Below are 25,527 nucleotides of genomic sequence, written 5' to 3' on the forward strand. Positions count from 1 at the left end.
AAACTGTTTGTTAAACTTCATTAAAACTATTACATTATGAAATTAATCGCCATTCAATAAACATCTTCGTAATCACCCATAACCCCTGTTCAGGACGAATTTCACAACGAATAGGGGCAGAATCATAATTTGTCAGGGGAATTCCTAAAACCGATGCTTTTGATTGAGTATCAATAATTGCAGAAAATACGTCATTACTATTTTCAATAATACTGTAAACATTAATCGACAAACAAGGAGATACTACAGATAAATTATCAAAGACTCGTTTTTGGCTACTGATAAACTCCTGTTTTGTAGAAACCCCATATAAATCTCCTCGATAATCATCTGAGATAGTAAAACCAAGTTTAATAATATTTTTTGTATCATAAGCATCTTTAAATCGTTTAAAGAGCAAGAGAGCATTATCAGGAAGATGGGGCGGATTAGCTTGTTTTTCATGCCACATCTGAATCCCATTATAACCTTGAATTGCGGTTGGAATTAAATTAATAGGATTTAACATTCTAAATCTTTTACTCCCCTTGACTTACGACCACTGTATTTTTGAGTAGAGTATAATTATTACTGTTAAATAAAATACTAACACCGATCGCAAATGTGATCAAGGAGTTACAGATTTAAACGCTATAATCAAGATTGATAATCGATTATAGAACTCAGCTTGAAACCCTTATCCATGAAATTCATCTCATTCATAATGTGACCAAACTGAAATAACTCTAATCGTTTTAGTTATATCATCAATTGAATAGACAAGACGATGTTTAATATTAATTCGCCTTGAATAGTATCCTTGAAGATCTCCTGATAACTTTTCATAAGGAGGAGTATAGGGGTTTTGTTTTAATATCTCGACCAATTTTTTCACATTGTTTTCCAAATTAGCAGACTTCAACTTTTTGACATCTTTAAGAGCATCACGGCTAAATTCAATCTTCCACAGCATCTAACGCCCTCATAAACTCTTCTTCCGATACCCAATCATTTGACTGTGCAGCTTTTTTGATTTCGGACACAAAACCCGGAATAGATTGTAAATAAAGTGTTTCTTGCAAACTTTCCCAGTCTTCTTTTGAAACTAAAATAGCATCCCCATTTTGACTGGTAATCATTCTAGGTAAATGATCTTGATTGACCTGTTCAAGCAAATTTAATAAATTAGCTTTAGCCTCAGTTGCACTTAAAATTTCCATTCAACCTCTCTGAATCTATAAAATTAATTCTACCAAATCTTATATTTTTGACTAGAGTATAATTATTACTGTTAAATAAAATATTAACACCGATCGCAAATGTGATCAAGGAGTTACAGATTGAAACGCTATAATCAAGATTGATATTGGCTGTCAGGTTTTGGGTATCAGACGCCAAAATGTTCAGAGGGGTAAAAATCAATTACAGAAAATAGGAAGAAACTGAAAAGAAAAGTCTACACTAAAGAAAAGCGTTATTCTTCTGCATCAGGTTAATCTTATGTCAGAATCTCCGAAATCCATTGCCCAACACTACCATGAACGCACGAAATATGACCCCGAAACCCTAGGGTTAAAAGGTCAGACCTTGGACTGGGAAAAACAGCCCATTCCCTTTAAAGAGTATAAAATCGGCACGGTCTTTGACCTTAAACCCTACCTACGGGACACGGACGAAGCCCCATCTAGTGATCCTAAAATCCGACTTTGGCAGCGTTTGTCCCATTTATTGCTGCATAGCTATGGTTTAACGGCCAAACTCCCCACGGCGGCGGGAGTCCATTATCTGAGGGCGGCACCTTCGGCGGGGGGTTTGTATCCGGCGGAAATTTATTTAATTTCCAGGGGGACGGCGATTTTACCTGCGGGTTTATATCATTATCAACCCCAAACCCATGCTTTAGTTCAATTTTGGGAAAATCAAGTTTGGCCTGATTTACGAGATGCTTGTTTTTGGCATCCAGCATTAGAAAATACCCATTTAGCATTAGTCACATCGGCGGTTTTTTTCCGTTCTGCTTGGCGCTATCAAGATCGGGCTTATCGGCGCATTTGTTTAGATACGGGTCATTTATTAGGTAATATTGAATTAATGGCGGCGATGAATGATTATCGACCCCATTTAATTGGAGGATTTGCCGATGATATTCTGAATCAATTGTTATATTTGGATACGGATGCTGAAGGAGCGATCGCGGTTTTAGCCCTAGCTGATTTATTAGAAATCAATGAAAACTTACCGATTTCGAGAACAGCTTTACCTTCTGAAACTCAAATAGATTACCCTAATATTCCCGATGGAAAACTGTTGGCTTATTTGCATGAATCTACCAAATTAGAAACGGATTCTTCGGGAAGTCAAGGCTGGAAACTCCTAGAAACCGACGAAATATTAGAAGATAAATATAATTTCCCATTTTGCACAAAAATTTCAACGGTGACGAGTTCCATTGATTGGGGTAAAAATCTATCAGGTTTAGAAAAAACCATTTTAAAAAGACGATCTACCCGCAATTATAATGGGGCTGAACTCATGTTAAATGAACTTTTAGCCCTTTTAGATTTTACCTATCAACCTTACCATTATATTCATCAAGGGTTAGATGGTTCTCCAGATTATTTTGATTTGAGTTTAATTGAAACTTTTATTGCAGTTTCTGGAGTCTCGGGTTTAGAGGATGGATGTTATTATTATGCTCCCAAAGCCCAAGAATTAAGGCAAATTCGCTTTAAGAATTTTCGCAAGGAGTTGTACTATTTGTGTTTACAACAGGATTTAGGACGGGATGCGGCGGCGGTATTATTTCATACGGCGGATTTGAAAAAAGCGATCGCCAATTATGGGGATCGGGTTTACCGCTATTTACACTTAGATGCCGGTCATCTCGGACAACGCTTAAATTTAGGGGCTTTTTATTTGCGTTTAGGCGTGAGTGGAATTGGGGGATTTTTTGATGATCAGGTAAATGAAGTTTTGGGTATTCCTACGGATGAAGCCGTGCTTTATATTACAACATTAGGTAGACCCAGGTAGAGAAGCAAAGAGGGTTTGGAGACCAAACCCCTACGATAAAATATTACAACCATAACATTTTAAACAAATGTCATCTTCTGAACCTTCGATAGAAACCATTATTACGCCGAAATCTTCTGGAAAAGATGCGGGTTTAGCGCCATTGGTTTTGACTTTGGTGGAATTAATTCGACAGTTAATGGAAGCCCAAGTCATCCGACGGATGGAAGGAAATACCCTTACTGAAGAAGAATTAGATCGGGCGGCACAGAGTTTACAACAATTAGAAATTCAGGTATTAAAACTATGTGAAATCTTTGAAATAGACCCGGCGGACTTGAATATTGAGTTATCGGAATTTGGAACATTATTACCCAAATCAGGAAGCTATTATCCAGGGGAAACCACACAAAATCCTTCGATTTTGGAATTATTAGATCGGTTAATGAATACAGGAATTGTGGTCGAGGGAAGTGTAGATTTAGGGTTAGCACAACTGAACTTAATTCATGCAAAACTAAGATTAGTCCTAACCTCCAAACCTCTCTAACTCTTGTATCATTTTCTCTGGTGTTGCGGTGTTCCCTTCTATATTGGAGAGTTGACGTTAAGGTTTATAATAGGTGTTGGTGCGATCGCTTACACAGCCGACGGGTTTAATTAATAGGGTTTAATTATGGGAAATGGTTTATATTTATATGGGATTTTACCGACTAACCGAGTGCGACCTTTAGCCTTGCATGGGTTAGATAAACAACCGATACAAACCCATCCCGTTGATGAGTTTAGCTTTTTATATTCCGAGACTCAACAAGAACGTTATTTAGCCAGTCGGCGCAACCTATTAGGCCATGAAGATGTATTAGAAAAGGTAATGCAACATGGATATCGAACGGTTTTACCCCTGCAATTTGGATTAATTGTAAAAGATTGGGAGAATGTGAAAGAGCAGTTAATTGTTCCCTATCAAGATCGGTTAAAAGAATTGTTTCATAAATTAGAAGGAAAACGGGAAGTTGGGGTGAAAATATTTTGGGAAGAAACCGAAGAATTAAACCTTTTAATGACAGAAAATCAAGGGTTAAGGGAAAAACGCGATAGCTTAGAAGGTAAACGTCTGAGTATGGATGAAATTATCGGTATCGGTCAAGAAATTGAACGGGCGATGCAAGATCGTCAACAGGGAATTATCAGCAAATTTCAGCAGATATTAAACCCCCTAGCACAAGAAATTGTCGAAAATGATAATTTAACCAGTGCCATGATTTATAACGCAGCCTATTTAATTCCTTGGGATATGGAACCCCAATTTGGAGATAAAATAGAAGAACTAGATCACTATTTTAATAACCGCCTGCGAATTCGCTATAATAACTTTACAGCCCCGTTTAATTTTGCCCAACTCAACCCTTAATCCGAGGTGTTATGGTATTACGATTATTACTTTCTCCGATCACAGCACCCTTTGAAGGTGTAATCTGGATTGGGGAACAACTCCTAGAAAGGGCGGAAGCGGAACTTGATGACAAAGAAAATTTAGGTAAGCGGTTATTGGCGCTCCAGTTAGCCTTTGATATGGGGGATATTCCAGAGGAAGATTTTGAAGTTCAAGAAGAAGAATTATTACTACAAATTCAAGCTTTAGAAGATGAAGCAAACCAAGAAGAAGATGAAATAGACTAAATTATGATCCTTTCCCATCCTTCGTGTCTTTGTGTTTCCCTCAATTATCAATTTTTTTTCTATTCTCCCGTCCAATTAATAGTCTAAAGTGAAAGTTGAAACAGAACCGGGTTTAGATTTAGGAGGAGTGGAAGTCGGAGGTTGGGTCGTTTTGGTTTCTGGGGGTTTCGGTTGAGCAATTTGTTTAACGTCGGTTTCTAGCCCTTGGATTTGAGTTTCAATTTGTTCTAAACGTTGAGTAACGGTTTCAAAGCGTTGTCCTAAACTTTCTAACTCCTCTTGTAACCGTTTTTTCTCTACCGCCAATTGATATAAATTTCGGTAGAGCGTTGCTTCGGTTTTTCTGCGAGGCATGGTGCTAATTTTTGGTAAAATAGGAGGTTGAGAACGAAAAGGACGCATAATAATTTGGGTATAACTACGAACTCATTGTAACAATTGAATTTGTATAAGTCCTAAACTTTATTTTTCTTCATTAACTCACTAATTTTGCTAATTTTTTTGTGAGACTTTTGGGAAGAAAACCGTTTCGTTTCCGCCGAATAACTCCAACAGATAGCATCGGGGTCACGTTGATAACTCCAGTCAGAAAATTCCGGTTTGGTTTTCCACTTGCTGAGGGTAGTCGGATGCACCCCCAACCGTTGGGCAAGTTCCGACTGATTCAGGGTTTCAGGTAAAATAGAACTAGATGCCGGGTTGACCGGAAATAAGACCACGGAATTAGGTTTTTCTGGAGAAACAACCGGGAGGGGGTGTTCAACGGTCTGAGAAGGTTGGGCGGTGGGAAAATAGTAAATCATCCCGCCCACATCGGTAATTTCATATTGGGCGGCGAATTCGGTGGCCCGTTGGTCAAGATATTCCTGGACTTTTGTCCCCGACTGTTGGGTGTGCATGGCCAAATCTAAGGCCGTAATTCGTCCTTGGTTTTCCCGAATTAACCGATAAAACACCTCATCCAAGGTCGCTAACTGCTCCTGTTGACGCTGTTGATAATATTTCCACACCCGCCAAGACCCCCATCCCCCAACGGTTAAAATCGCTAAGGGGAATGCTTTCTGGAGGATAAACAAAACCACCGCCAGGGGGACTAGAAACGTCAGATATCCCCGTTCAGGAGGATTAATCTTTGGGTTTGAGTCTGACATGGATAGAATCTGAGCAAAGGTAATATCTTCAATATTGACTAAAAAGTCTATTTTTGCAAGGTGGGCGTCAATCAACTGTAACCTATCCCATCTGTTTTTGGTGGTTTTGGTTTCCAGGTGTTAAATTGAGGGGGTGACGGGTTAATAATCCCAAAATTTGACTGATAATTTAAAATATTATAGGCAATAACCATGACTCAAGAAATACGTCAAAAAATCGTTACCTTAGCCCAAGAGTTACCGGATGAATTGTTACCAGAAGCCCTAGCTTCTTTGAATTCTATTGCCCAAAAAGCTAGAGATTTAGATAGCAAGTATATAGATTTACTACACCGGAAACTACCTGAACAATTACAGAAGACGGGTTCGGATAATTCCTCAACTTGTGATCAGCCTGAATTTGACAAGGTAATAGTAGCTTATCAAGTTATTAGCGAGAAGTATAAAAATGCGTTACGGGAATTAGCGAAGTGAATGAACCGTTATGGATTTTTGAAGAAATTGTTCAAGTTATCCATCAGTATCAAATTCAGCAGCATGGGGGTAGTTTAGGAATAAGGGATGAAAATCTCCTTTCTGCAAGTTTAGCCAGACCCAGACATTTATTTGCTTACGGTCAACCTGATTTATTTGACCTAGCTGCGGCTTATGGTTATGGTTTGGCTAAAAACCATCCATTTATTGATGGTAATAAACGCACTGCTTTTGTAGTTATGGCAACTTTTTTGTTAGTCAATGACTATTTGCTGGAAGTTCCCGAAATCGAGGTTGTGCAAATGATGGAACAGTTAGCAACTGACCAACAAACTCAGGAATCTTTAGCCCAATGGTTAAGAAAAAATTCTATGACTATATGATAATAAACTGGAAAAAATAGCGATCGCTATTAAAGTCTATTTTTGCAAGGTGCACGTCGATCAATAATAACCTATCCTATCCGTTATCTGTATAGCCATGTCTATTGCGATAATATCTTGAGGGTGACTAATATTTAAACCTGAAGATTAAATATTAGTCACCCTTAATTTTAGGATTGCATCTCTCTAATCAGTTTAGCATAGGTTTCCGAAGGGCGATCGCCTAAATGATCCTCAATTTCCCGTTCTGTTCCACGATGAAAATTAATACTAAATAACCCAAACCTAGGGGTATAAGACCCCCATTCATAATTATCCGTTAATGACCAGTGCATATAACCCAAAATCGGAATATTTTCCTGTAATAAATGTTGAATTTGACGAACATGGGCTTCTAAAAATTGGCTGCGATGCAGTTGGTCAGAGCGCCGAGTGGCGATACTATTATCGGGTTTTCGACGTAACGCCATGCCATTTTCCGCAATTAAAATCGGAAGATTATATTCCTGAGCATAATATTTACAGAAAAAAGATAATCCTTCCGGGAGCGCTCGCCAGTCCCACCATTTACTCATAATTCCCGTCATTAACCAATTTCTCAACCCTTTAGTTTTAAATTCAAAATCAGAAAAAGACGGTAAACGGAAGGTATGGGCAATAAAAGGATCATAATAATCAATTGCTAGATAATCATAGACTTTTGGCCGAGGAGATAGGATTAATTCTTGCCAATAATAGTCTAAATGTTTAAGGTCAAAAGTCCGATGACCAACCCTATTCCCCGTCCAACGAGCTAACCGTCCCAGTTGATAGGGAATATCTTTTTGAAAGGGTAAAGAAGCTCGACGCAAAGATGTTTCTAAATGTTTGGCTTGGGCATAAACATAATCTCTGATTTCCTTGGGTTTTATTTCTTTTTCCTGGGCGCCTAACAAATCCCAAATTACTTTTTCTGACCAATATAAATCACTGCAATAGGTATTTAAAGTCACCATAGGTTGGTTCCAGCCATATTTTTCATAAATATCATGGATAGAATTATAAGCCCGAATATGAGCCGCTAATAAATGATTATAAGCTCGCCAAACTGCTTTAATTCCGGTAAAAGTTCCAGAGGGAAATTGACGACTTAAATAGGTATTCAGGACTAAAATATTAGGTTCATTAATGGTAATATACCAATGAATCGGTGGCTGTTGGTGATAGTCAGTTAAACGTTGATTAATATGGGTAACACTTACCGTCACATAATCAATAAAACCATCTATGGTTTCTGAGGATAACCAAGCATCTATTCCTAACCAGGCGGGATGGGTAAAATGATGTAAAGTAACAATGGGTTCTAAGCCATATTGACGACAGGTAGCAATGCGTTTTGCATAGTCATCTAAGACCTTAAAATTATAATTTGGGGCAGGAGAAATTTCGGGGGTTATTGTAGGTTGAATTCGACTCCATTCTAAACTTAAGCGGAAAGAATTTAATCCTAATTCTTGACAATTAGAAAAATCTTCCTGGTAGCGCGTCCAAAATTCAGAAGCGTTTCCAGTTCTCATTACCTTGCCTTTTTGTTCACTTTCTGACCAGTTATTTTGAGGTTGTCCCACACCATTATAACCTCCTTCACTTTGATATCCAGACGTAGCAACGCCCCATAAAAAGTTATTTTTACTCATCAAAATTTAATCTCCTTTTGTTGATTTATAGCCAGAAACAGGCGGTGTAAATTTATTTTTAGATTGTTCCAATAGGAGTAATGATTATTCAATAACCACCATTCTATCTATTCCTAAAAACCATTGTCTATTCCCCATTACCTATTGTGATTTGTGATAAAATATTTTCAGCAATATTCAGAGCCGCCCGAGGTTCTCCTAATTCTAAAGCGGATGCCTGCATTTGGGATAGTCTTTCTGAGTGATTTAACAAAAACTTTACACAATGGGCGACCATTTCCGGTAATCTTAACTGCACTCCCGCCCCCGCAGCCACGATTAAATCGGCATTCCATTCTTCTTGACCTGGAAATGGGTCTACAATAATCATGGGTTTTCCTCGGGCTAAAACTTCACTCATAATTAATCCCCCCGCTTTCGTAATCACTAAATCACTTGCAACAACTAAATCATCAACATAATCAACTAATCCTAATTTTCGGAGTTCCGTTTCTGGGGTAGAGTTTAATTCTGTTAACGAGTCTAACAATTGTTCATTCCGTCCTGCGGCTACAATTAATGTTCCTAGTTCTAAGGTGTCCATCAATTGAGAAACCATTAAACGCACTCGTTTATAATGTAATCCCCCGCCAAATATTGTAACTACAGGTTTATCTGTTTTGAGTTGATAACGTTCTCGCATTTCAACTTGCGATTTAGATTCTAATACTTCAAGTTTAATCGGGATTCCAGTAACATGAAGAATTGCCGGGTCAACTCCTCGTTTAATCAGAAAATCCGTTGTTAAATCATTGGGTAAATAATAACCATCCACTTCTTTATTAATCCAACTACTATGAGCAATAACATCTGTAATCACAACATAATGGGGTTTGGAAATACGTTCTTCTTCTTCTAATAATTGTAATAAACGACTAGGAATTTGCTGAACACAAACAATAGCATCGGGATTAACTTCTTCAATCAAATGTCGTAGTTTTCTAAAAAAAACCCGTTCTATTTTTGCCGTTACAATATTTAATTCTAAAGACCGTTCTAAATCTCCTAAATCCGTCCCTTCATAATAAGCCCGATAAATTTGAGGAGCTTTTTCGCTCAATTGTTTATAAATACTGGTAACGGCATTCCGATAAATAGAACTAGCATACTCTAAAGCATCTTCTACCGTAACGGTAACATCTGGAAACTGGGAAAAAGCCTGATTTAAGGCTTGGGCGGCACTATTATGTCCAGCCCCCAAAGAAGAAGATAAGATCAAAATATGGGTCATAATTAATTAAAATTTGTCGTTTTTTAGTAAGTGCTTGTGCACAATAAATTACCGAGTTAAAAAAGTGAACAGGGAACAGGGAACAGGGAACAGGGAACAGGAAATTAGAAATATGTAAATAATTATGTTTGGGTGCTTAGAGTAATATCGAATAATTTAGCATGATCAGCACCGAAAAACTACAGTAGGGGAAATTCATCAATTGCCCCTACACCTAGGGTTAAATTATGTTTCCATCGCTTCCACAGACTTAGGAACTCCGGCACTTAAAACTTCATACCCGCCGGAAGTTACTAAGACATCATCCTCAATTCTTACCCCAATTCCCCGCCAACATTCGGGAACTTCCGGTTGTCCTTCAACGGGTTTGATATTAGGAGAAATATAGATACCCGGTTCAACTGTTAATATATTTCCAGGTTGCAAGGGTTGAGGATTTTCACCCCATTGATAGACCCCCACATCATGGACATCTAACCCTAACCAATGTCCAGTTCTGTGCATATAAAAAGGCTTATATTTTTCTTCCTTAATAATTTCCTCAATATCCCCAACTAATAACCCTAAATCCATTAACCCTTCCACCAACACCCGCACCGCCACATCATGAATATTTTTATAAGGATTTCCGGGTTTAACTTGTTCAATGGCGGCTAATTGGGCTTTCAGAACTAATTCATAAATAATTTTTTGTTCCGGTGTAAACTTACCACCAACGGGAAAAGTTCGGGTAATATCTCCATTATAATATTGATAACAACATCCCGCATCAATTAACAATAAATCATTATTTTGTATTTGACAATTATTTTCTACATAATGCAAAATACAAGCATTTTTTCCCGATGCCACAATCGAAGGATAGGCAATAGTTCCCCCATTTAAACCAAAAATATGTTCAATTTCCGCTTGAATTTCATACTCATAACGTCCGGGTTGGGCAAATTCCCGGGAATGGTTATGGGCTTTTACTGATATTTCTATCGCTTTGCGCATTAACTCTAATTCCGTTTCGCTTTTAATTAAACGGATAGGATGTAATATATTACAAACATCCTCAATCGCAATCGGCCCCGTGCCATGTTTAGGATAAACTCTTAATAGTTTTTGCCAATGTTTTAAAATCTTTTCATTAAATTTTTCATCCCGTCCTAAACGATAATAAATCCGGTCAGCTTTTTTTAAATATTGGGGCAATTTTTCATCTAATTCATGAATCGGATAAACTTCATCCGCTCCATAAAGTTCTTTAGCTTTTTCTACTCCCGTAATATAACCTGACCAAGTTTCTTTTTCTGGGTCTTGCGGTTGGACAAATAAAACAAATTTATGTTCTTCATGGTGAGGGGCAAAAACAGCAACCGCATTCGCTTCATTAAACCCCGTTAAATAGAAAAAATCACTATCTTGGCGAAAATTATATTCCACATCATTGTGCATAACTGCCATGGGCGCACTTCTAAAAATGGCAGTTCCCTGCCTAATATTTGCCATTAATTGTTCCCGTCGTTGCCGATATTCTGTTTGAGTAATCATCTTTTATATCTCCTAAAATTGTAGTGAGGCGTTCACGCCTCAGAAGCAGAAAGCTCTGAAGGGCTTACTACAAGATTTTTAGACCTTGTGAAAGACAGCCCTAAAGGGCTTACTACGGGTGATAAAAAACAAGGGTAAGCAATTGCTTTACCCTTGTTAATTTTAAGTGAATTGTGACTGAAATTCAGATTAAATTACCGCAGCAAACCGTTCTTTTTCAGGAACTTCTGTGTACTCGGCGACAATTTGCCGAAATTCATCGCCGTCGATACTTTCTTTTTCAATTAAAAGATCGACTAAGCGATCAATCACGGCCCGGTTTTCCCGAATAATTTGGCAGGCTTGCTGATAGCAATGTTCGGCAATGCTGCGAATTTGACCATCAATGCGAGAGGCAATTTCATTAGAATATTCCGTGCGAGTCGCAAAGTCCCGACCGAGGAACACTTCCTGTTGAGATTCTAAGGACAAAGGCCCTAAATCCGACATTCCGTAACGAGTGACCATCTGCCGTGCCATGCCCGCAACCTGCTGTAAATCGCCCCCAGCGCCCGTTGTTACTTCCGAATCACCAAAAATGATATCTTCAGCCGCCCGACCGCCCAAAGCTCCAGTAATCCGGGCTAGGATTTGGGAACGGGAAATCAACCCTTGATCCTCATCGGGCATAAACCAAGTTAAACCCTGGGCTTGACCCCGGGGAATTAAGGTGACTTTCTGCACCGGATCATGCTCTTTAAGCAGGGTTCCGACGATCGCATGACCGACTTCGTGGTAAGCAATTAATCGTTTGCTCTTGCCATCAATTAAGGGCGTTCCTTCCATCCCGGCAATCACCCGATCCACCGCATCATCAATTTCGATCATAGTCATGCCTTCTTTGCGACGGCGGGCGGTTAAAATTGCCGCTTCGTTCAGCAAGTTGGCTAGGTCAGCCCCGGTGAACCCCGGAGTCCGACGGGCGATCGCTTCTAAGGACACTTCCTCGGAAATTTTCTTATTGCGGGCGTGCACTTCCAAGACCGCTAAACGGCCCTTAATATCCGGCGCGTCCACGGTAATTTGACGGTCAAACCGACCCGGACGTAGGAGGGCAGAGTCGAGAACATCCGGGCGGTTGGTCGCCGCAATAATAATAATTCCGGTATTGCCCTCAAACCCATCCATTTCCGTTAATAATTGGTTTAGGGTTTGTTCCCGTTCATCATTTCCCCCGCCAATTCCGGCCCCCCGTTGACGACCGACGGCATCAATTTCATCGATAAAAACGATACAAGGAGCGGTTTCCTTGGCTTTTTTGAACAGGTCACGCACCCGGGACGCCCCTACACCCACAAACATTTCCACAAATTCCGAACCGGAGATACTGAAAAAGGGAACTCCGGCTTCCCCGGCGATCGCTTTAGCTAATAAAGTTTTACCCGTCCCTGGAGGGCCGACTAATAACACCCCTTTAGGAATTCTCGCGCCGACGGCGGTAAACTTTTCCGGTTTTTTCAAGAAAGTAACGACTTCTTGCAATTCTTCTTTGGCTTCTTCTACCCCAGCCACATCATCAAATAAAACTCCGGTTTTGGCTTCCATTTGAAATTTAGCTTTGGACTTGCCAAAGTTCATGGCTTGACCCGGGCCACCTGGAACATTATTCGACCGACGGAACAGAAAAAATAGACCAGCAATTAATAAAATCGGGAAGATCAGATTTCCCAACAGTCCCCACAGCGCTCCATCATTCCGAGGAGGGTGGGTATCAAAACTAATTTGGGACTCTCTTAACCGGGCGATCAATTCCGGGGCGTTATTGGGCAAGTCCACCCGCAGTTTTTGCACTCGGTTATCGAGTTGGGGATCGATCGCATCCACAATAGCGGTGCGTCCGCCATCATACAGTTCTACACTGGTCACACGACCCGCATTCAAATAGTCTAAGAAACGACCATAGCTCATACGGGTGCTGGCGGTGTTTTTGCCGAATTCTGCGGGGGCTGTGGCAAAAGCTCCCTGCCAGACAAAAAACCCGATGACTAAGGCGGGTAAAGTCCAAAGAATTATGGTTTTCCAGGATGTTTTCATAAATTGCGTTGCCTATGGTGTGGAATATAGAATCTGCGATCGCTCTTTGTTATTCATAATCTTAACTAAATTTAACGTAATATTTCGGTATCAGGCAACTGACCTCCTTAAAATTGTGGTAATAGCTAGGGAAACCATAGAATAAAATCATGGGTGCATCCATAGGGCCTTCAACAAGATTTCCGGTAAGACCTGAATGTGGGCAGAAGACTCAAAAGTTGTTATTTTTGGTCATTAATGTGGTTTTCAATTGAGCACAACCCAGTAACTATAGTAATTACGGGGTTTACTAGACTCGGTTGCTTCTGTGGTTCTCTCCAGAAAGAACTCAAAATCCTAGATTTGACTGATTGTTGTCGGTTTCTTGAAAGTAGATAAAATGGGCAACAGATAAGGCATTATATATTTTGAATCTCCGTGAGGTAACATATTCCGATGCAAGGTGGTAACAAACAGCCCGGACAACCAGCCGCAGCAGCCGCAGCGGCTTCCATGCTGAGTCGGCAAACGCCGACAGCAGGCAAAAAAACGATTTTAAGTATTGATTTAGGACGGACATCGACAAAGGCTTCCACCAGTCGGAACCCAAATGAAGTCGTTTTCATTCCCTCCAATATCAAAGCACTGACAGTTGATACCGCTAGAGGCGGTGGCTTTGAGTCGAAAAATACCGATCCCCTTCTGGATATTTGGGTGGAATATCAAGGAACAGGTTATGCCGTGGGTCAACTGGCGGCTGACTTTGGAGCCAGTTTGTTTAAAGATGGTTCTGATTCTCCTTCCAAGGTTGATGATGCTTTAATTAAACTTTTTGCTTGTATCGGCTACTTCAAACTACAAGGCGAAATTGATGTGGTTCTAGGACTGCCTTTCTATTCTCAATCACAATTTGAGCAAGAGAAGGAACACATCACCCGTTTACTCAGTGGTGGCCACGAGATGCTCTATCGGGGCGAAAAGATCGCCGTCAATGTGACTACGGTTCGGATCATGCCCGAGGGCTATGGTAGTTTGATTTGGCTGGAAGCTCAGGGCGGCAAAGAAGTTCCCAATTTTGCTGATCTCTCTGTGGCGATTGTGGATGTTGGTCATCAAACCACCGATTTCTTAACGGTTGATCGCTTCCGTTTTGCCAGAGGGGTTTCCCAAAGTGATAACTTTGCTATGGGTAAATTCTATGAAGAAGTGGCGAGTAAAATTGAAGGCGCCGATAGTCAGTCTCTGTACTTACTTGAAGCGGTTCATAAACCCGCCGGAGAACGGTTATATCGTCCTCGGGGAGCCGTTAAACCTTTTAACTTAGATGATATTGTGCCGGAATTACGGAAAAATTTTGCCCGGGATTTATCCGATCGCGTTGTTAAATGGTTACCTGAACGGGTAACGGATGTGGTCGTGACCGGGGGCGGTGGCGAATTTTTCTGGGAAGATCTACAACCTCTGCTCAAAAACGCAGGTCTAAGAGCCCATTTAGTGCAACCTTCGCGTAAAGCTAATGCTTTAGGACAGTATGTCTATGGTGAAGCTCAGTTAACCCGACGTTAATTTTGTGAATTAAACCCGTCCTGAACTCAGTTCCACTGGGCAAGGGCGGGTTTAATTTTGGCTCTGGGGTATCCCGATTCTGATACACTAACAAAGGGTGAATCTGGTTAATATTGTTTGGATCAAAATTTTCCAGGCTCCAAACTCAATAATGGGATAACAGTAGGTCTGGACTTATATTATGCTGTGGGCAAATCGCAAACAAACTCAGTCGGTAACATTCACGGAAGATGCCGCAGATCAGACATTATTAGATGCTATTGAAAAGGAATTATCCCAGGCAAAGTATCAAACCTTTAGCAATCTTTGTAAACAAGCTCTGTGGCAATTTCTATTATTATCTAAATCTGAACCTACGCCCCCACCCCCACCGCCTGAGATTCCTAACCTGAATCCTCCTCAAGTTTTACCTGTTTTACCGAATTTACAGCCCCTTGAAGAACGGTTATCTGAAATTCACAATAAACTAACAGATTTAGAAAAAAAAGTCATAGTTGACGATGGAACTAAGACAGAAAAATTAGAGACTCAATTCCATCAGTTAACCGAACAAGTGAGTCAATTACAAACATCAATTAACCAAAAATTAGCTCAACTTGCTACGGGTTTAGAAACAGTTAAATCTCAACCTGTAATCATCATGGAGTCAAAACCTCCCCAACCCGAACCGGAACCAGAAACCGTCTCTCCCTCTCCAGAAGCGATGGCAGAAGCTGATCCTTTACTTAAACGTTTAGGTTCTTTATTGGATGATTTTTAGGAGAACAGGGAACAGGGAATAGGGAATGCACCGTTTGTTATTTATGATTCCTCACTTTTTAGGAGGATAAACTCTCCTAATATTTGACGTTGAGCCTCTAATAACTCTTTAATTCCTAGTTCGGCAAAATCTAAAATTTTATTGAGTTTTTCCCGGCTAAAACTACCGGATTCTGCGGTTCCTTGGATTTCAATAATTTCTAATTCTTCGGTCATCACTAAATTAAAATCAATATCGGCGGCTACATCTTCGGGATAATTCAAATCTAAATAGGGTTCTCCTGCTAATAATCCTACAGAAATGGCTGCAATTTGATGACAGATGGGTAATTGTTGGAGTTGCTCTTTTTCCACTAAGGAATTTAAGGCATCAACTAGCGCCACAAACCCCCCGGTAATCGCCGTGGTTCGGGTTCCAGCATCGGCTTGAATCACATCGGCATCAACGGTAATTGTAAATTCTCCTAATGATTTTAAATCTAATGCAGCCCTTAAACTCCGCCCAATTAATCGCTGAATTTCTTGGGTGCGTCCTGATAATTTGAAAGATTCTCTGGGTTGACGTTGGGGTGTAGCCCCAGGTAACATTCGATATTCTGCGGTTAGCCATCCCTGTCCTGTATTCTGTAAAAATTTAGGCACTCCTGGCTCAATACTAACGGTACATAAGACTTTTGTATCTCCACTTTTTGCTAACACAGAACCAGGGGAAAAGCGAGTAAAATTTCGCTCAAAACTTACAGGACGAAGTTGATTAGGTTGTCTATTGTCAGGACGTTTCCACATAATTAATTAAAGGTAATTGTAGTAAGCCCTTCAGGGCTTTATCTATCTATTCTTACTTGAGACGTTGACAAATCTCTTGATAAATTTGTTCTGGAGATTGCTCCCCATTAATATCTAAAAGACGATTGGTGAGTTCATAATATTCTAAAATTGGCACAGTGCGTTGATAAAATAGTTCAATGCGACGTTCAATAATTCCCAGTTGGTCATCAGCCCTTGAGCGCGCTAAAGAACGCCTTTTTAACACCATTTCTGGAACATTAAAATAAATCGCCCAATTTAACTTTTGTTCTAAATCTTCTAATAAAAAATCCAATTCTTCCGCCTGAAATGCGGTACGGGGATAACCGTCTAAAAGCCAACCTTGCCCCACATTTGGATCAAGCAATTGTTGACGGACAAATTGAATCATTATTTCATCTGGGACTAACTCGCCTTTTTCCACATAGGGTTTAGCTTGTTGGCCTAACTCTGTATCAGAAATGATCCTTTGTCTGAGAATCTGACCCATATCTAAGCAAGGAATACCCAAATCACTACACAACAATTTGGCTTGAGTTCCCTTTCCCGCTCCTGGGCCACCTAGAATCACCAGTCTCACAATATTTAGCTCCTCCGATGTTCAAGTTTGACCATTGTTTAAATTCTTGATTTAGTTTCCCCCCTTAACCATTCCAAAAATCGATGTTGGATTTAATAAAAATGAAGCCCCTTTTTGAGTAATTGCTTCACAAAGATGGATTTGTTTTAAGGTAACTAAGCCATCATTAATATATAAATCTCGTACCATCGCCTTGTCTCCAGAATTAAAAACCGTCTCATAAAAGACTTCCTTAATTCCTGTAGAAATAATTAATTTTAAACAGGAAATACAAGGTTCCAAGGTAACATAAATACTTCCCCCGTTACAACAAATTCCATGTTTTGCCGCTTGGGCGATCGCATTGGCTTCTGCGTGAACCGCGCGGGACGGTAACACCGAACTCGCATCACAGGTGCTTAACCCTGGATAACAATAGCCCTGGGTAGTACAGTGAATGGAACCGGAAGGGGAACCATTATAACCCGTAGCCAGCATTTGTCGGTCTTTAACAATCACTGCACCCACGGGAAACACTAAACAGGTGGAGCGCGTTGCTACCAGTTTAGCCATCATCATAAAATACTCATCCCAGGTTGGTCGCAGGGGGGGTTGATAGTTTTCTGGTAAGTCTGCCATGCTAATAAAACCGTAAGAATTAGTAAGGTTTGTTGGAGATTAATCCCGTAGACCCAAATCCATTATCGCTTCTTTTTGTATCACTTAACTGTTGAACTTCTTCAATTTCAACCCGCAAAACGGGGGCGATCACCATTTGAGCAATTTTCATACCTTTTGTAATATTAAAGGATGTCTTGCCATGATTAATCAAAATCACGCCGATTTCTCCCCGATATCCGGCATCAATGGTTCCGGGGCTATTTAAAACGGTGATTTGATGTTTTAAGGCTAAACCACTTCTGGGTCGAATTTGGGCTTCTGTTCCTAGGGGTAATTCAATGGCAATTCCGGTGGGAATTAATTGACTTGCTCCCGGATCAATAGTGGTATTAGCGATCGCAAATAAATCCAATCCCGCATCTCCAATATGGGCATATTGAGGTAAAATTGCGGCTTCATTCAGTTTTAAAATGTTTAATTTCATATTTAAAGGGAACAGGGATCACGGATTTAAGAGGATTTCACGGATTTCACGGATTTTAATCTGCGTAATCCGCTTAAATCCGCGATCGGGAATGGGTAATAAACTGGTACGGGCGGGTTTTTTTAGATCTTTGTTAATCACTTAAATCTTGATGAACCCGCCCCTACAACTGATGACTGATGACTGATTTAAGGGGCAAGTCGAGCTTTTCCGAGTCGAGTTTGTTCGTACCATTTAGCAATTTCTGGAACCCATTCTTGAGTATGGGGCCAAATTAAATCGCAGAGTTTTTGAATTTCTAACTGGGCATCTTTTTTAAAGCGTAAATCCAGAAAATGTAATAGGGCTCTTAAAGTAAAACTGACTACAAAATGTTGACGATAATCAAAGGGAACTTTTCCCCGGGCGTGTTCTTCGGACATTCCATTATCAATATCAATTTTATAGCGTTTTGCGGCTTCTAAACACCAGTTTAAATCCTGTTGACGTTGTTCAGGAGAATAGTAATATTTTTTGCCTTGGCGATCGCTATAATTTCCTACAGGTCTTAAATAAAACGCATCCTCAATATCCCTTTTTCCTTCGGCTACTGCTAATACTTTTCCTGAAGTATAGCGGTACGATTGACAATCAAAACTAATTCCTATTCTGTGAGTTCTAGCTTGCTGCATAACACTATGGGGAAAATAACCACAACCCAAGACAATTTGACAGTGTTCTAGGGGGCCGTAATGTCCCCTTTCTCCTGCCAAGAGACGCTTAACAATGACTTCCCCACATTTTTCTTCTGACGGCCAAGAGTCCCGTTCCTCTGCCACAAAAATATCTGTATAATCTTGGTGCATTGCCGCATAAATAACTTGCTGAGGACAAGGAGTTTTAGCAATCACTTCTACACGAAATCGATCCATTTTTGACTACAACCAACTCAATTAAAAGTTTTAATATTTTAAGCCTTTAACATTAAAGCATTAAATGGATCAATTTGATATATTTTAGGATGAACAACAGAATTCGCAATTATGCTTTCCGACAAATTTACCGCCGCCTTAGTTTACGCCACCGAACTCCACGCCAACCAAATTCGTAAGGGTTCGGAGGTTCCCTATATTGCCCATCTGTTGGGAGTAGCCAGTATTGCCTTAGAATACGGGGCTAATGAGGAAGAAGCGATCGCAGCCCTCTTACATGATGCCATCGAAGATCAGGGCGGTGCTACCATTCGAGCCGAAATTCAACGGCGATTTGGGGAAACCGTCGCCACAATTGTTCAGGGTTGTACGGATACCGATAGGACTCCCAAACCTCCTTGGAGAGAACGAAAACAAGCCTATATTGACCATATTATTCACGCTTCGCCATCGGTGCGCTTAGTTTCGGCGGCGGATAAACTCTATAATGCTCAATCAATTGTCAAAGATTATCGTCAAATTGGGGAGGATTTATGGGAAAGATTTACGGGCAAAAAAGCAGGAACTCTATGGTACTATCGATCTTTAGTCCATGCCTTTCGTAAAGTCGATTCAACTCCTTTAGTTGAAGAATTAGATCGGGTTGTTTCTGAACTAGAACAGTTAGTTGAACAGAATCATTAACCCTAAAAAATTATTCTATTTTAATGGATTACTAATGGCAACCGTTCGTTTAGAAAATATCACCCGACGCTATCAGACCGCGATCGCAATTGAAAATATTAATTTAGAAATTCCCGACGGGGAATTCTGGGTATTGGTCGGGCCGTCCGGTTGTGGAAAATCAACGGTTTTAAGAACCATTGCCGGGTTAGAAACCGTAACCAGTGGCAATGTTTATATTGATAATTTGTTAGTTAATGAAATTCCAGCCCGTAAACGGGATGTGGCAATGGTCTTTCAAAATTATGCCCTGTATCCCCATCTTAGCGTGGCTGAAAATTTAGCCTTTGGTTTAAAAATGCGGGGAGTTGATCCGGTCAAAACCCAAGAAATAATTTTACAGGTCGCCCGATCTTTATCCATTGAACATTTATTAAATCGCAAACCCAAACAACTTTCTGGAGGACAACAACAACGGGTGGCATTAGGACGGGCGATCGCCCGGGAACCCAAAGTATTTCTATTAGATGAACCTCTCTCTAATTTAGATGCTCAACTGCGAGATGACACCCGAGCAGAACTCAAACAACTGCATCAGCGCTTAAAAATTACCACAATTTATGTTACCCATGATCAAGTCGAGGCGATGACTTTAGCCGATAAAATAGTCATTCTCCATCAAGGAAAAATTCAACAAATTGGTGATCCACAAACGGTTTATTCTCGCCCCAAAAATCGCATGGTCGCCACCTTTTTAGGCAATCCACCAATGAATATTTTACCCATTACCTATGGAAATAGTTTATTTTGGGTAGGGAATCAATCCTTAACTTGTCCTCCTGCAATTCGAGAAAAATTACAACCCCAAGACGGTCAGCAATTCGATTTAGGAATTCGTCCTGAACACATTCAATTAGTAAGTCCTTCAGGACTTATTCCCAGATCCGATCAATTTGTTGATGATCTACAGCAAGATGTTTGGGCATTTGAAAAATCACCCCTGGAGGTAGAAATCAGTGTGATCGAACCCCTGGGACGAGAAATCTTAGTTCGTGCCCATATCCCCCAAACCGATCAATATTCTATTCAATTTCAAGTCCCCATTCACCATCGAATTCGTCCGGGCGATCACCTCACGGTCAAACTGGATTTTAACCAGATCTTAATTTTTGATTCCACCACAGGTCAGACTCTCTACCCCTAAACTATTTGTGGAGTGCGTCAGGGAAACTGCACGCGCCACAAAACCTTTAATTTTGTATCCTAATGAACTGAAATTCTTGACAAATTATGTTTTTTTGATTACCTTATAAATATAGATCTTTACATTAAAAAAATACTGGAACGTGATGCACAATTCTGGCAATTTAAAACCAGAAATGAGTAAAGAAAGTTTAACTAATATTGACTTTTATTAAATTAGTGAAAATTTTTAAACTCTGAATAAAAAATATTTTATTTTCCTGATTTTGAATCATACTGAATAACAAATCTCTAAATCTATCCAATCCGTAGGTTGTCTGGTGGGGAAAGCGGAATCGTTAACCATTGGGTTGTTTAATCCTCATCCTCATCCTCTATCCTACAAATCAGGAAAATTCCCCATCACCCTAAAATCAATATGATGCTTTTAAACCAACCTAATCTTCAGCAGAATGAGTCTGGAGTTAGAAGTCAATCCGATATTTTTCCAATTAGTTACTCAACCTTAGACATCAGAGCATTAATCACTCAAATTTTAAATCACTATCCCATTGATCCGATTGAAAAATGCAAATTTTGGCATCGAGGATTAAGTGATGTTTATTCGGTAAAAACTCAAACTACGCGCTATTTTTTGAGAATTTCCCATCAACATTGGCGCTGTCAGGATGAAATTAATTTTGAGGTGGAATTGCTGGATTTTTTGCATCGACATCAACTCCCCGTTGCTTATCCCATTAGAAGAAAAGACGGACAATTATTTCTGGAAATTAATGCTCCTGAAGGAAAACGATATGCGGTGTTATTTGTCAATGCTCCGGGTCAAATTGCGATCGGAGATTTGAATGTTAGCCAAAGTTTAAAGTTAGGTGAAACCGTTGCTAAAATTCATCAAGTTTCTTTGAATTTCAAACCCCCTGTTCAACGTCAACCTTTAACCTTAGATTATTTATTAGAGAGTTCCTTAGTGGTGATCGCACCCTATTTAAAAAACAGATCCAAGGATTTAAACTATTTAGTAGAAGTTGTCTTTCAACTCGAAGCTCAACTGGAAAATTTACCTAAAATTCCTCCATTATGGGGGATTTGTTGGGGTGATCCCCATAGTGGAAATGCTCATTTCACCACCGATGATCAAATTACCCTATTTGACTTTGATCAATGTGGATATGGGTGGCGATCTTTTGATATTGCTAAGTTTTTACAAGTATCATTACAGTCAGGACTCAGTAAAAAAATCCGCGAGTCTTTTATACTCGGTTACGAAAAAGTTAACCCCCTAATAGAAATAGAAAAAAGTCTGCTTCAAGGGTTAACTGAAACGGCTCATATTTGGGCTTGGGCGATTAGTATTATTAACGCGGAGCAGTTTAATTATAGCCGTTTAGATTCCTGCTATTTTACTCGACATTTAGAACAGTTGAAACGCTTACATTCTCCCGATTGGCAATAAAATTAGTTTACCATTAGTCGGGGAGAAATCCACAACTTATTTCAACAATGCGATCGCTGTTTAATTTAAAGGTGAGATATCTTCCTCCAGAAAATGAATATCCTAGAAATTGGTTTTCTCCATCAATATAAGGTTCTTTTTCTCCATAAACCTCTAATATTCGCTTGAGAGAATCTCCGACACGAACCTGATCAGGGGTTGCTAAATCGCGATCAGTTGTCGTTAAAACCGCAATTGTTTCGTCTCCCACTCCCACAATTAAATTAGGATAAACCAGTTGGCGATAGGTTTTATAGTTACCCGGAGGATATTTGCGAATTTGAAGCGGTGTTCCTAAAATATCTAATCTTGACGCTGAATCTCCTACACGAAATTGTCCTAAACCCAGTTCTTTTTCAGGCAAGGAATTAGCCCGACCCGCCGAAATTTTAAAGGGAATGTGGAGATGATTATAACTAGGAATTAAACCTGTTATTCCACTTGCAATAACAAGAAAACTCAGAATAATTTTTAGATAGTTTTGCATGGAATTGACTCCCATTATTTTTACTTAATCTGTTAATAATTTAATCTTGTAGTGCCAGCTTCCCCTAGAATAAACACTTTAAATGCACAACAGCTAAATCAAGTAGGGGCGAATGGCCATTCGCCCCTACTTAAAATATAATTTTAGCTGCTTCTTTAATTCTAACAATCGGTTCAACGGAACGGGAAAGATTAGGCAAAATAATTAAGGTTTGATCGGGAAATTGATCCGTTACTAATTCCTGTCCTAGTTCCCAGCGATTCTGAACGATATAGCGTTGACTAATGCCCTTTTCTATTAAAGATTCCGTTAACCTTTTTGCTTCTGCTACAATCGCAATTTGTCCTTGAATCACGCCAATAAATTCAGTATAATTAGGATCTTGCAATTTTTTCTGAGCTTTAACAACCCGTTGACGTAAATTTCTTAAACGTCCCATAAATTCAGTTCTTCCTAAAACATTCTGATATTTAATCCACAGTTTAAAAATCCACGCTAACCATTCACTCATCGCCGTTGGCATTTCTAAAAACCGTAATAAATGACCCGTAGGAGCCGTATCTAAAATAATTAAATCCAGTTCATGACTTTCCAATAAATCCATCACTTCTACTAGGGATAACATTTCATCAATTCCAGGTAAAGATTGAGACACAATTCGTCGCCACGCCTCCGGGCCATAAGCTAGTTTTAACATAGCATTGGGATCATCTTTCTCCCCACTCATCATTTCTGCGAGTTCCCAAAGATAGTCTTCCCGGAACTGATTTAAAACCTGATCAGCATCTATTTCTTGACCGAATAAATTGGGCGTAATTGCCATGGGTTCATGGCTTAATTTTAACCCAAAAGCATCTCCTAAAGAATGGGCTGGGTCAATAGAAACCATCTGAATTTTTTTATCAGAATATCGTTCAGCCATTTCCCAACCTATAGCAGCGGCAACAGTTGTTTTACCCACACCTCCTTTCCCACCAACAATAATTAACCGTCTATTTTCCTCGATAAAATCACTCAATTTGGCTAGGGGGGTAGAAAATTCTAAGGGTTGAGAAGGAATAAAAATTTGCTCCTCTAAATCTTCTGATATTATTAAAGGTTGGAGTTGGGAAAATAGGGTTTCTAAGGCTATGGTTCCCAAGGGTTCTGTCGAAAGTTCAGGAATAGTAAAAATAGGATGATGGTCTGAAATATCCTGAAATTGTTTGAGAAGTTTCTGCTGTTCCTGATACCGATCTAAATTTTGACTTTGAGAAACAAGATGATTAATGAATAACCCCCCAACCGGAATCTTTAAACCTTGGAGAGCCTCTAAAAAACGTTGGGTTTCTAACCAACTCATGGGTTCAGGAATAGCTACCACAAAACAAGCGGTTTTTTCTTGATTTTGAAGTCGAGATCTTCCAGAAGCCAGTTCTTCCTGCATTTCTTCTAAAAAAACATCCGCTTGATCCGATTGATAACGGCCAGTAAAAGATTGACTAATGGTGCGGTGTTTTTCTTGAAATAAGGTTAAAGAAGCCAATAAATTATCTAAAAAATCCATTAATTCTAAAAGGTTTAACGCATGACCACTGGGAGCCATATCCACCACAACTCGATCCACAACTTGGTCATGAAATAACCGTTGAATTTCTAATAATCCCATCAATTCATCGATTCCCGGCCAGTCTAAATCCCAAACCGGAGTTAAGTCTTCCCCTTCGACAAAACTGCCCCGTTCTACTAACAATTCTAAAACCGCACCATAACGAGTTTTAAACTTTGTTAATAAGGTTTCTGATTCTATAGCTCTAACTTTTAAATTAGGGAAATTTTTAATAACTTCAGCTTGATCAGTCACCGGAATTTGTAAGACATCCCCTAAAGAATGGGCGGGATCAGTGGAAATCAGTAAAATTTGTTCCTTAGGAAATTGTTTCGCCCAATTGAGGGCAAACCCACAGGAAAGGGTGGTCTTTCCCACACCCCCTTTTCCACTCAATAAAGCTAGACTAAGAGTATTAGAATTAAACATCAAATTTGTGATAAATTAACCGGAGTTTGCTATATTTATATTGTAGCCCTCCACCTAAAGCCCCAAACCCATCGACCTAAACAGATTTAAGCCTGGAAACCCTTGGAATAGAATAGATCAGTTGATTTGAAATCTTCAGCCCTTGTGTCAGTTGCCAAAGTGTTATAGCCTTTGCAGAAAGTCCAGCCCCCGATCTCCCATAACAACAGGTTGAACCGTTGATCAAACAGACTAGACACTTGAGACTCCCCCAACCATCTTAATCTCAAACCCTTTGAAATCAACTGAGAATTAAACTGTCACACCAATCAAGCATGAAGTCGTCGTAGATTTTAGATAATTAAAGAGTCACCAGCAAGTTTCAACCCCAGGGAACAGACTAAATCAATGGATGAGTCTAAATATGAAGTCAGAACTCAGTACCCCGCCTTTCCCTAGATCAAGCCATCAATCACTAACTTAGAAATCAATTAGGAGCTAAATACTATGTTGACCAACCCGAGAAAAAAATATACTTTGATCCTGGCATTATCCTTAGCGGGCGTACTCAATGCTACCCCCGGTTTTGCCAACCCACAAGGGGTAAGTTCTAGTCATTTGAGAGTTGAACCCTTGAGTCCTGGGTCAATAAAGTATACCCCCAATCATAAATCCATATTGACTCACCCAGAACAAAGACGCACTTCTGAATGTATCGACAATGGTTTATGCTATAGAACCGAACAAGTCACACCGGAATAGG

At 39.8% G+C, this 25,527-nt stretch carries 28 protein-coding genes and 1 pseudogene; 12 read left to right on the top strand and 17 right to left on the bottom strand.

The features are described 5' to 3' along the window. Window positions 1–34: 34 nt before the first annotated feature. From AC2D3N_RS07710 to AC2D3N_RS07720, 3 genes are all read right to left on the bottom strand, one after another. Window positions 35–508 (bottom strand): hypothetical protein, encoded by a 474-nt coding sequence (locus tag AC2D3N_RS07710; protein ID WP_484693262.1) that lies wholly within the window; start codon window positions 506–508, stop codon window positions 35–37. Window positions 509–694: 186 nt separating this feature from the next. Continuing rightward, window positions 695–952, bottom strand: coding sequence for a Txe/YoeB family addiction module toxin (locus AC2D3N_RS07715; RefSeq protein WP_079676961.1), 258 nt, complete (start codon window positions 950–952; stop codon window positions 695–697). Next, the gene (locus AC2D3N_RS07720) at window positions 936–1,199 is read right to left on the bottom strand and encodes a type II toxin-antitoxin system Phd/YefM family antitoxin (protein WP_079676960.1); all 264 of its coding nucleotides are present in this window, start codon (window positions 1,197–1,199) and stop codon (window positions 936–938) included. Before AC2D3N_RS07720 ends, AC2D3N_RS07715 begins: the two co-directional genes overlap by 17 nt. Window positions 1,200–1,479: 280 nt before the next feature. Here AC2D3N_RS07720 and AC2D3N_RS07725 point away from each other — a divergent pair, with 280 nt between their 5' ends. The 4 genes from AC2D3N_RS07725 (at window position 1,480) to AC2D3N_RS07740 (ending at window position 4,674) form a co-directional block, all read left to right on the top strand. Next, window positions 1,480–3,012 carry a SagB/ThcOx family dehydrogenase gene (locus tag AC2D3N_RS07725; protein ID WP_484693263.1) on the top strand — a complete coding sequence of 511 codons (1,533 nt, stop codon included), beginning with the start codon at window positions 1,480–1,482 and terminating at the stop codon, window positions 3,010–3,012. A gap of 67 nt (window positions 3,013–3,079) precedes the next feature. Next, window positions 3,080–3,541: a gas vesicle protein K gene (locus AC2D3N_RS07730; protein WP_484693264.1), complete on the top strand. Its 462-nt coding sequence runs from the start codon at window positions 3,080–3,082 to the stop codon at window positions 3,539–3,541. A gap of 126 nt (window positions 3,542–3,667) precedes the next feature. Continuing rightward, entirely contained in the window at window positions 3,668–4,405 is a 738-nt protein-coding gene (gene gvpF / locus AC2D3N_RS07735) for a gas vesicle protein GvpF (protein ID WP_484693265.1), read from the top strand. Between the two features lie 11 nt (window positions 4,406–4,416). Further along, window positions 4,417–4,674 (top strand): gas vesicle protein GvpG, encoded by a 258-nt coding sequence (locus tag AC2D3N_RS07740; protein WP_079676956.1) that lies wholly within the window; start codon window positions 4,417–4,419, stop codon window positions 4,672–4,674. Window positions 4,675–4,749: 75 nt separating this feature from the next. On the opposite strand, the gene AC2D3N_RS07745 is transcribed toward AC2D3N_RS07740, so the two are convergent. After that, window positions 4,750–5,076 carry a sugar ABC transporter ATP-binding protein gene (locus AC2D3N_RS07745; protein WP_484693266.1) on the bottom strand — a complete coding sequence of 109 codons (327 nt, stop codon included), beginning with the start codon at window positions 5,074–5,076 and terminating at the stop codon, window positions 4,750–4,752. A 53-nt stretch (window positions 5,077–5,129) separates the two neighbouring features. Continuing rightward, on the bottom strand, window positions 5,130–5,825 hold the full coding sequence (locus AC2D3N_RS07750; protein ID WP_484693267.1) for a hypothetical protein: 696 nt from the start codon (window positions 5,823–5,825) through the stop codon (window positions 5,130–5,132). 192 nt (window positions 5,826–6,017) lie between these two features. Here AC2D3N_RS07750 and AC2D3N_RS07755 point away from each other — a divergent pair, with 192 nt between their 5' ends. Both AC2D3N_RS07755 and AC2D3N_RS07760 read left to right on the top strand, forming a co-directional pair. Beyond that, window positions 6,018–6,299: a hypothetical protein gene (locus tag AC2D3N_RS07755; protein ID WP_079676954.1), complete on the top strand. Its 282-nt coding sequence runs from the start codon at window positions 6,018–6,020 to the stop codon at window positions 6,297–6,299. Next, window positions 6,296–6,682 carry a type II toxin-antitoxin system death-on-curing family toxin gene (locus AC2D3N_RS07760; RefSeq protein WP_079676953.1) on the top strand — a complete coding sequence of 129 codons (387 nt, stop codon included), beginning with the start codon at window positions 6,296–6,298 and terminating at the stop codon, window positions 6,680–6,682. Before AC2D3N_RS07755 ends, AC2D3N_RS07760 begins: the two co-directional genes overlap by 4 nt. Window positions 6,683–6,852: 170 nt before the next feature. Here the strand turns inward: AC2D3N_RS07760 and AC2D3N_RS07765 are convergent, their stop codons facing one another. The 5 genes and pseudogenes from AC2D3N_RS07765 to ftsH2 all read right to left on the bottom strand — a co-directional run bounded on the left by AC2D3N_RS07765 (window position 6,853) and on the right by ftsH2 (window position 13,237). Beyond that, a complete protein-coding gene (locus AC2D3N_RS07765; RefSeq protein ID WP_484693741.1) occupies window positions 6,853–7,677 on the bottom strand; it encodes a family 1 glycosylhydrolase in 825 nt (274 codons plus the stop codon). Between the two features lie 30 nt (window positions 7,678–7,707). Beyond that, window positions 7,708–8,358 (bottom strand): annotated as a pseudogene (locus tag AC2D3N_RS07770) (family 1 glycosylhydrolase); the annotation flags it as partial. A gap of 127 nt (window positions 8,359–8,485) precedes the next feature. Then, window positions 8,486–9,628, bottom strand: coding sequence for an MGDG synthase family glycosyltransferase (locus AC2D3N_RS07775; RefSeq protein ID WP_079676951.1), 1,143 nt, complete (start codon window positions 9,626–9,628; stop codon window positions 8,486–8,488). Between the two features lie 225 nt (window positions 9,629–9,853). Continuing rightward, a complete protein-coding gene (locus AC2D3N_RS07780) occupies window positions 9,854–11,164 on the bottom strand; it encodes an aminopeptidase P N-terminal domain-containing protein (protein WP_079676950.1) in 1,311 nt (436 codons plus the stop codon). Between the two features lie 189 nt (window positions 11,165–11,353). Continuing rightward, complete coding sequence (gene ftsH2, locus AC2D3N_RS07785) at window positions 11,354–13,237, bottom strand: ATP-dependent zinc metalloprotease FtsH2 (RefSeq protein ID WP_484693268.1); 1,884 nt, start codon at window positions 13,235–13,237, stop codon at window positions 11,354–11,356. A gap of 435 nt (window positions 13,238–13,672) precedes the next feature. Here ftsH2 and fcmB point away from each other — a divergent pair, with 435 nt between their 5' ends. Continuing rightward, window positions 13,673–14,782 (top strand): filament morphology actin-like protein FcmB, encoded by a 1,110-nt coding sequence (gene fcmB, locus AC2D3N_RS07790; protein ID WP_079676948.1) that lies wholly within the window; start codon window positions 13,673–13,675, stop codon window positions 14,780–14,782. A 181-nt stretch (window positions 14,783–14,963) separates the two neighbouring features. Continuing rightward, window positions 14,964–15,542 carry a filament morphology membrane protein FcmC gene (gene fcmC / locus AC2D3N_RS07795; protein ID WP_144017644.1) on the top strand — a complete coding sequence of 193 codons (579 nt, stop codon included), beginning with the start codon at window positions 14,964–14,966 and terminating at the stop codon, window positions 15,540–15,542. Window positions 15,543–15,583: 41 nt separating this feature from the next. Here fcmC and rph read toward each other — a convergent pair whose 3' ends face one another. The 5 genes from rph to thyX form a co-directional block, all read right to left on the bottom strand. Beyond that, window positions 15,584–16,330, bottom strand: a complete 747-nt coding sequence (rph, locus tag AC2D3N_RS07800) for a ribonuclease PH (RefSeq protein WP_484693742.1) — start codon at window positions 16,328–16,330, stop codon at window positions 15,584–15,586. Window positions 16,331–16,379: 49 nt separating this feature from the next. Continuing rightward, window positions 16,380–16,928: an adenylate kinase family protein gene (locus AC2D3N_RS07805; protein WP_079676945.1), complete on the bottom strand. Its 549-nt coding sequence runs from the start codon at window positions 16,926–16,928 to the stop codon at window positions 16,380–16,382. Between the two features lie 51 nt (window positions 16,929–16,979). After that, entirely contained in the window at window positions 16,980–17,546 is a 567-nt protein-coding gene (locus tag AC2D3N_RS07810; protein ID WP_484693269.1) for a deoxycytidylate deaminase, read from the bottom strand. A gap of 19 nt (window positions 17,547–17,565) precedes the next feature. Then, the gene (gene dut / locus AC2D3N_RS07815; RefSeq protein ID WP_484693270.1) at window positions 17,566–18,012 is read right to left on the bottom strand and encodes a dUTP diphosphatase; all 447 of its coding nucleotides are present in this window, start codon (window positions 18,010–18,012) and stop codon (window positions 17,566–17,568) included. Between the two features lie 188 nt (window positions 18,013–18,200). Further along, window positions 18,201–18,923, bottom strand: coding sequence for an FAD-dependent thymidylate synthase (thyX, locus tag AC2D3N_RS07820; protein ID WP_484693271.1), 723 nt, complete (start codon window positions 18,921–18,923; stop codon window positions 18,201–18,203). Between the two features lie 111 nt (window positions 18,924–19,034). On the opposite strand from thyX, the gene AC2D3N_RS07825 reads away from it, so the two are divergent. From AC2D3N_RS07825 to AC2D3N_RS07835, 3 genes are all read left to right on the top strand, one after another. Continuing rightward, window positions 19,035–19,607: an HD domain-containing protein gene (locus tag AC2D3N_RS07825; RefSeq protein ID WP_484693272.1), complete on the top strand. Its 573-nt coding sequence runs from the start codon at window positions 19,035–19,037 to the stop codon at window positions 19,605–19,607. A gap of 34 nt (window positions 19,608–19,641) precedes the next feature. Beyond that, the gene (locus AC2D3N_RS07830; protein WP_484693273.1) at window positions 19,642–20,790 is read left to right on the top strand and encodes an ABC transporter ATP-binding protein; all 1,149 of its coding nucleotides are present in this window, start codon (window positions 19,642–19,644) and stop codon (window positions 20,788–20,790) included. A gap of 417 nt (window positions 20,791–21,207) precedes the next feature. Then, complete coding sequence (locus tag AC2D3N_RS07835) at window positions 21,208–22,242, top strand: phosphotransferase (protein WP_484693274.1); 1,035 nt, start codon at window positions 21,208–21,210, stop codon at window positions 22,240–22,242. A gap of 13 nt (window positions 22,243–22,255) precedes the next feature. Here AC2D3N_RS07835 and AC2D3N_RS07840 read toward each other — a convergent pair whose 3' ends face one another. Continuing rightward, window positions 22,256–22,768, bottom strand: coding sequence for a hypothetical protein (locus tag AC2D3N_RS07840; RefSeq protein ID WP_484693275.1), 513 nt, complete (start codon window positions 22,766–22,768; stop codon window positions 22,256–22,258). Between the two features lie 130 nt (window positions 22,769–22,898). Next, entirely contained in the window at window positions 22,899–24,785 is a 1,887-nt protein-coding gene (locus AC2D3N_RS07845) for an ArsA family ATPase (protein ID WP_484693276.1), read from the bottom strand. A 486-nt stretch (window positions 24,786–25,271) separates the two neighbouring features. Here AC2D3N_RS07845 and AC2D3N_RS07850 point away from each other — a divergent pair, with 486 nt between their 5' ends. Continuing rightward, window positions 25,272–25,526 (top strand): hypothetical protein, encoded by a 255-nt coding sequence (locus tag AC2D3N_RS07850; RefSeq protein WP_079676936.1) that lies wholly within the window; start codon window positions 25,272–25,274, stop codon window positions 25,524–25,526. The last annotated feature ends 1 nt before the right edge of the window (window position 25,527 follow it).

The sequence above is a fragment of the Planktothrix sp. PLAVEN19ND genome (genome assembly GCF_057220675.1).

Bases quoted from the DNA above. Each gene is read 5' to 3' on its own strand.
- fcmC (WP_144017644.1), top strand. From the start codon at position 14,964: ATGCTGTGGGCAAATCGCAAACAAACTCAGTCGGTAACATTCACGGAA.
- AC2D3N_RS07850 (WP_079676936.1), top strand. From the start codon at position 25,272: ATGTTGACCAACCCGAGAAAAAAATATACTTTGATCCTGGCATTATCC.
- AC2D3N_RS07745 (WP_484693266.1), bottom strand. From the start codon at position 5,076: ATGCGTCCTTTTCGTTCTCAACCTCCTATTTTACCAAAAATTAGCACC.
- AC2D3N_RS07730 (WP_484693264.1), top strand. From the start codon at position 3,080: ATGTCATCTTCTGAACCTTCGATAGAAACCATTATTACGCCGAAATCT.
- dut (WP_484693270.1), bottom strand. From the start codon at position 18,012: ATGAAATTAAACATTTTAAAACTGAATGAAGCCGCAATTTTACCTCAA.
- AC2D3N_RS07835 (WP_484693274.1), top strand. From the start codon at position 21,208: ATGATGCTTTTAAACCAACCTAATCTTCAGCAGAATGAGTCTGGAGTT.
- AC2D3N_RS07740 (WP_079676956.1), top strand. From the start codon at position 4,417: ATGGTATTACGATTATTACTTTCTCCGATCACAGCACCCTTTGAAGGT.
- AC2D3N_RS07750 (WP_484693267.1), bottom strand. From the start codon at position 5,825: ATGTCAGACTCAAACCCAAAGATTAATCCTCCTGAACGGGGATATCTG.
- thyX (WP_484693271.1), bottom strand. From the start codon at position 18,923: ATGGATCGATTTCGTGTAGAAGTGATTGCTAAAACTCCTTGTCCTCAG.
- AC2D3N_RS07755 (WP_079676954.1), top strand. From the start codon at position 6,018: ATGACTCAAGAAATACGTCAAAAAATCGTTACCTTAGCCCAAGAGTTA.
- AC2D3N_RS07825 (WP_484693272.1), top strand. From the start codon at position 19,035: ATGCTTTCCGACAAATTTACCGCCGCCTTAGTTTACGCCACCGAACTC.
- AC2D3N_RS07720 (WP_079676960.1), bottom strand. From the start codon at position 1,199: ATGGAAATTTTAAGTGCAACTGAGGCTAAAGCTAATTTATTAAATTTG.
- AC2D3N_RS07715 (WP_079676961.1), bottom strand. From the start codon at position 952: ATGCTGTGGAAGATTGAATTTAGCCGTGATGCTCTTAAAGATGTCAAA.
- fcmB (WP_079676948.1), top strand. From the start codon at position 13,673: ATGCAAGGTGGTAACAAACAGCCCGGACAACCAGCCGCAGCAGCCGCA.
- AC2D3N_RS07780 (WP_079676950.1), bottom strand. From the start codon at position 11,164: ATGATTACTCAAACAGAATATCGGCAACGACGGGAACAATTAATGGCA.
- ftsH2 (WP_484693268.1), bottom strand. From the start codon at position 13,237: ATGAAAACATCCTGGAAAACCATAATTCTTTGGACTTTACCCGCCTTA.
- AC2D3N_RS07775 (WP_079676951.1), bottom strand. From the start codon at position 9,628: ATGACCCATATTTTGATCTTATCTTCTTCTTTGGGGGCTGGACATAAT.
- gvpF (WP_484693265.1), top strand. From the start codon at position 3,668: ATGGGAAATGGTTTATATTTATATGGGATTTTACCGACTAACCGAGTG.
- AC2D3N_RS07845 (WP_484693276.1), bottom strand. From the start codon at position 24,785: ATGTTTAATTCTAATACTCTTAGTCTAGCTTTATTGAGTGGAAAAGGG.
- AC2D3N_RS07710 (WP_484693262.1), bottom strand. From the start codon at position 508: ATGTTAAATCCTATTAATTTAATTCCAACCGCAATTCAAGGTTATAAT.
- AC2D3N_RS07765 (WP_484693741.1), bottom strand. From the start codon at position 7,677: ATGGTGACTTTAAATACCTATTGCAGTGATTTATATTGGTCAGAAAAA.
- AC2D3N_RS07725 (WP_484693263.1), top strand. From the start codon at position 1,480: ATGTCAGAATCTCCGAAATCCATTGCCCAACACTACCATGAACGCACG.
- AC2D3N_RS07810 (WP_484693269.1), bottom strand. From the start codon at position 17,546: ATGGCAGACTTACCAGAAAACTATCAACCCCCCCTGCGACCAACCTGG.
- AC2D3N_RS07840 (WP_484693275.1), bottom strand. From the start codon at position 22,768: ATGCAAAACTATCTAAAAATTATTCTGAGTTTTCTTGTTATTGCAAGT.
- AC2D3N_RS07830 (WP_484693273.1), top strand. From the start codon at position 19,642: ATGGCAACCGTTCGTTTAGAAAATATCACCCGACGCTATCAGACCGCG.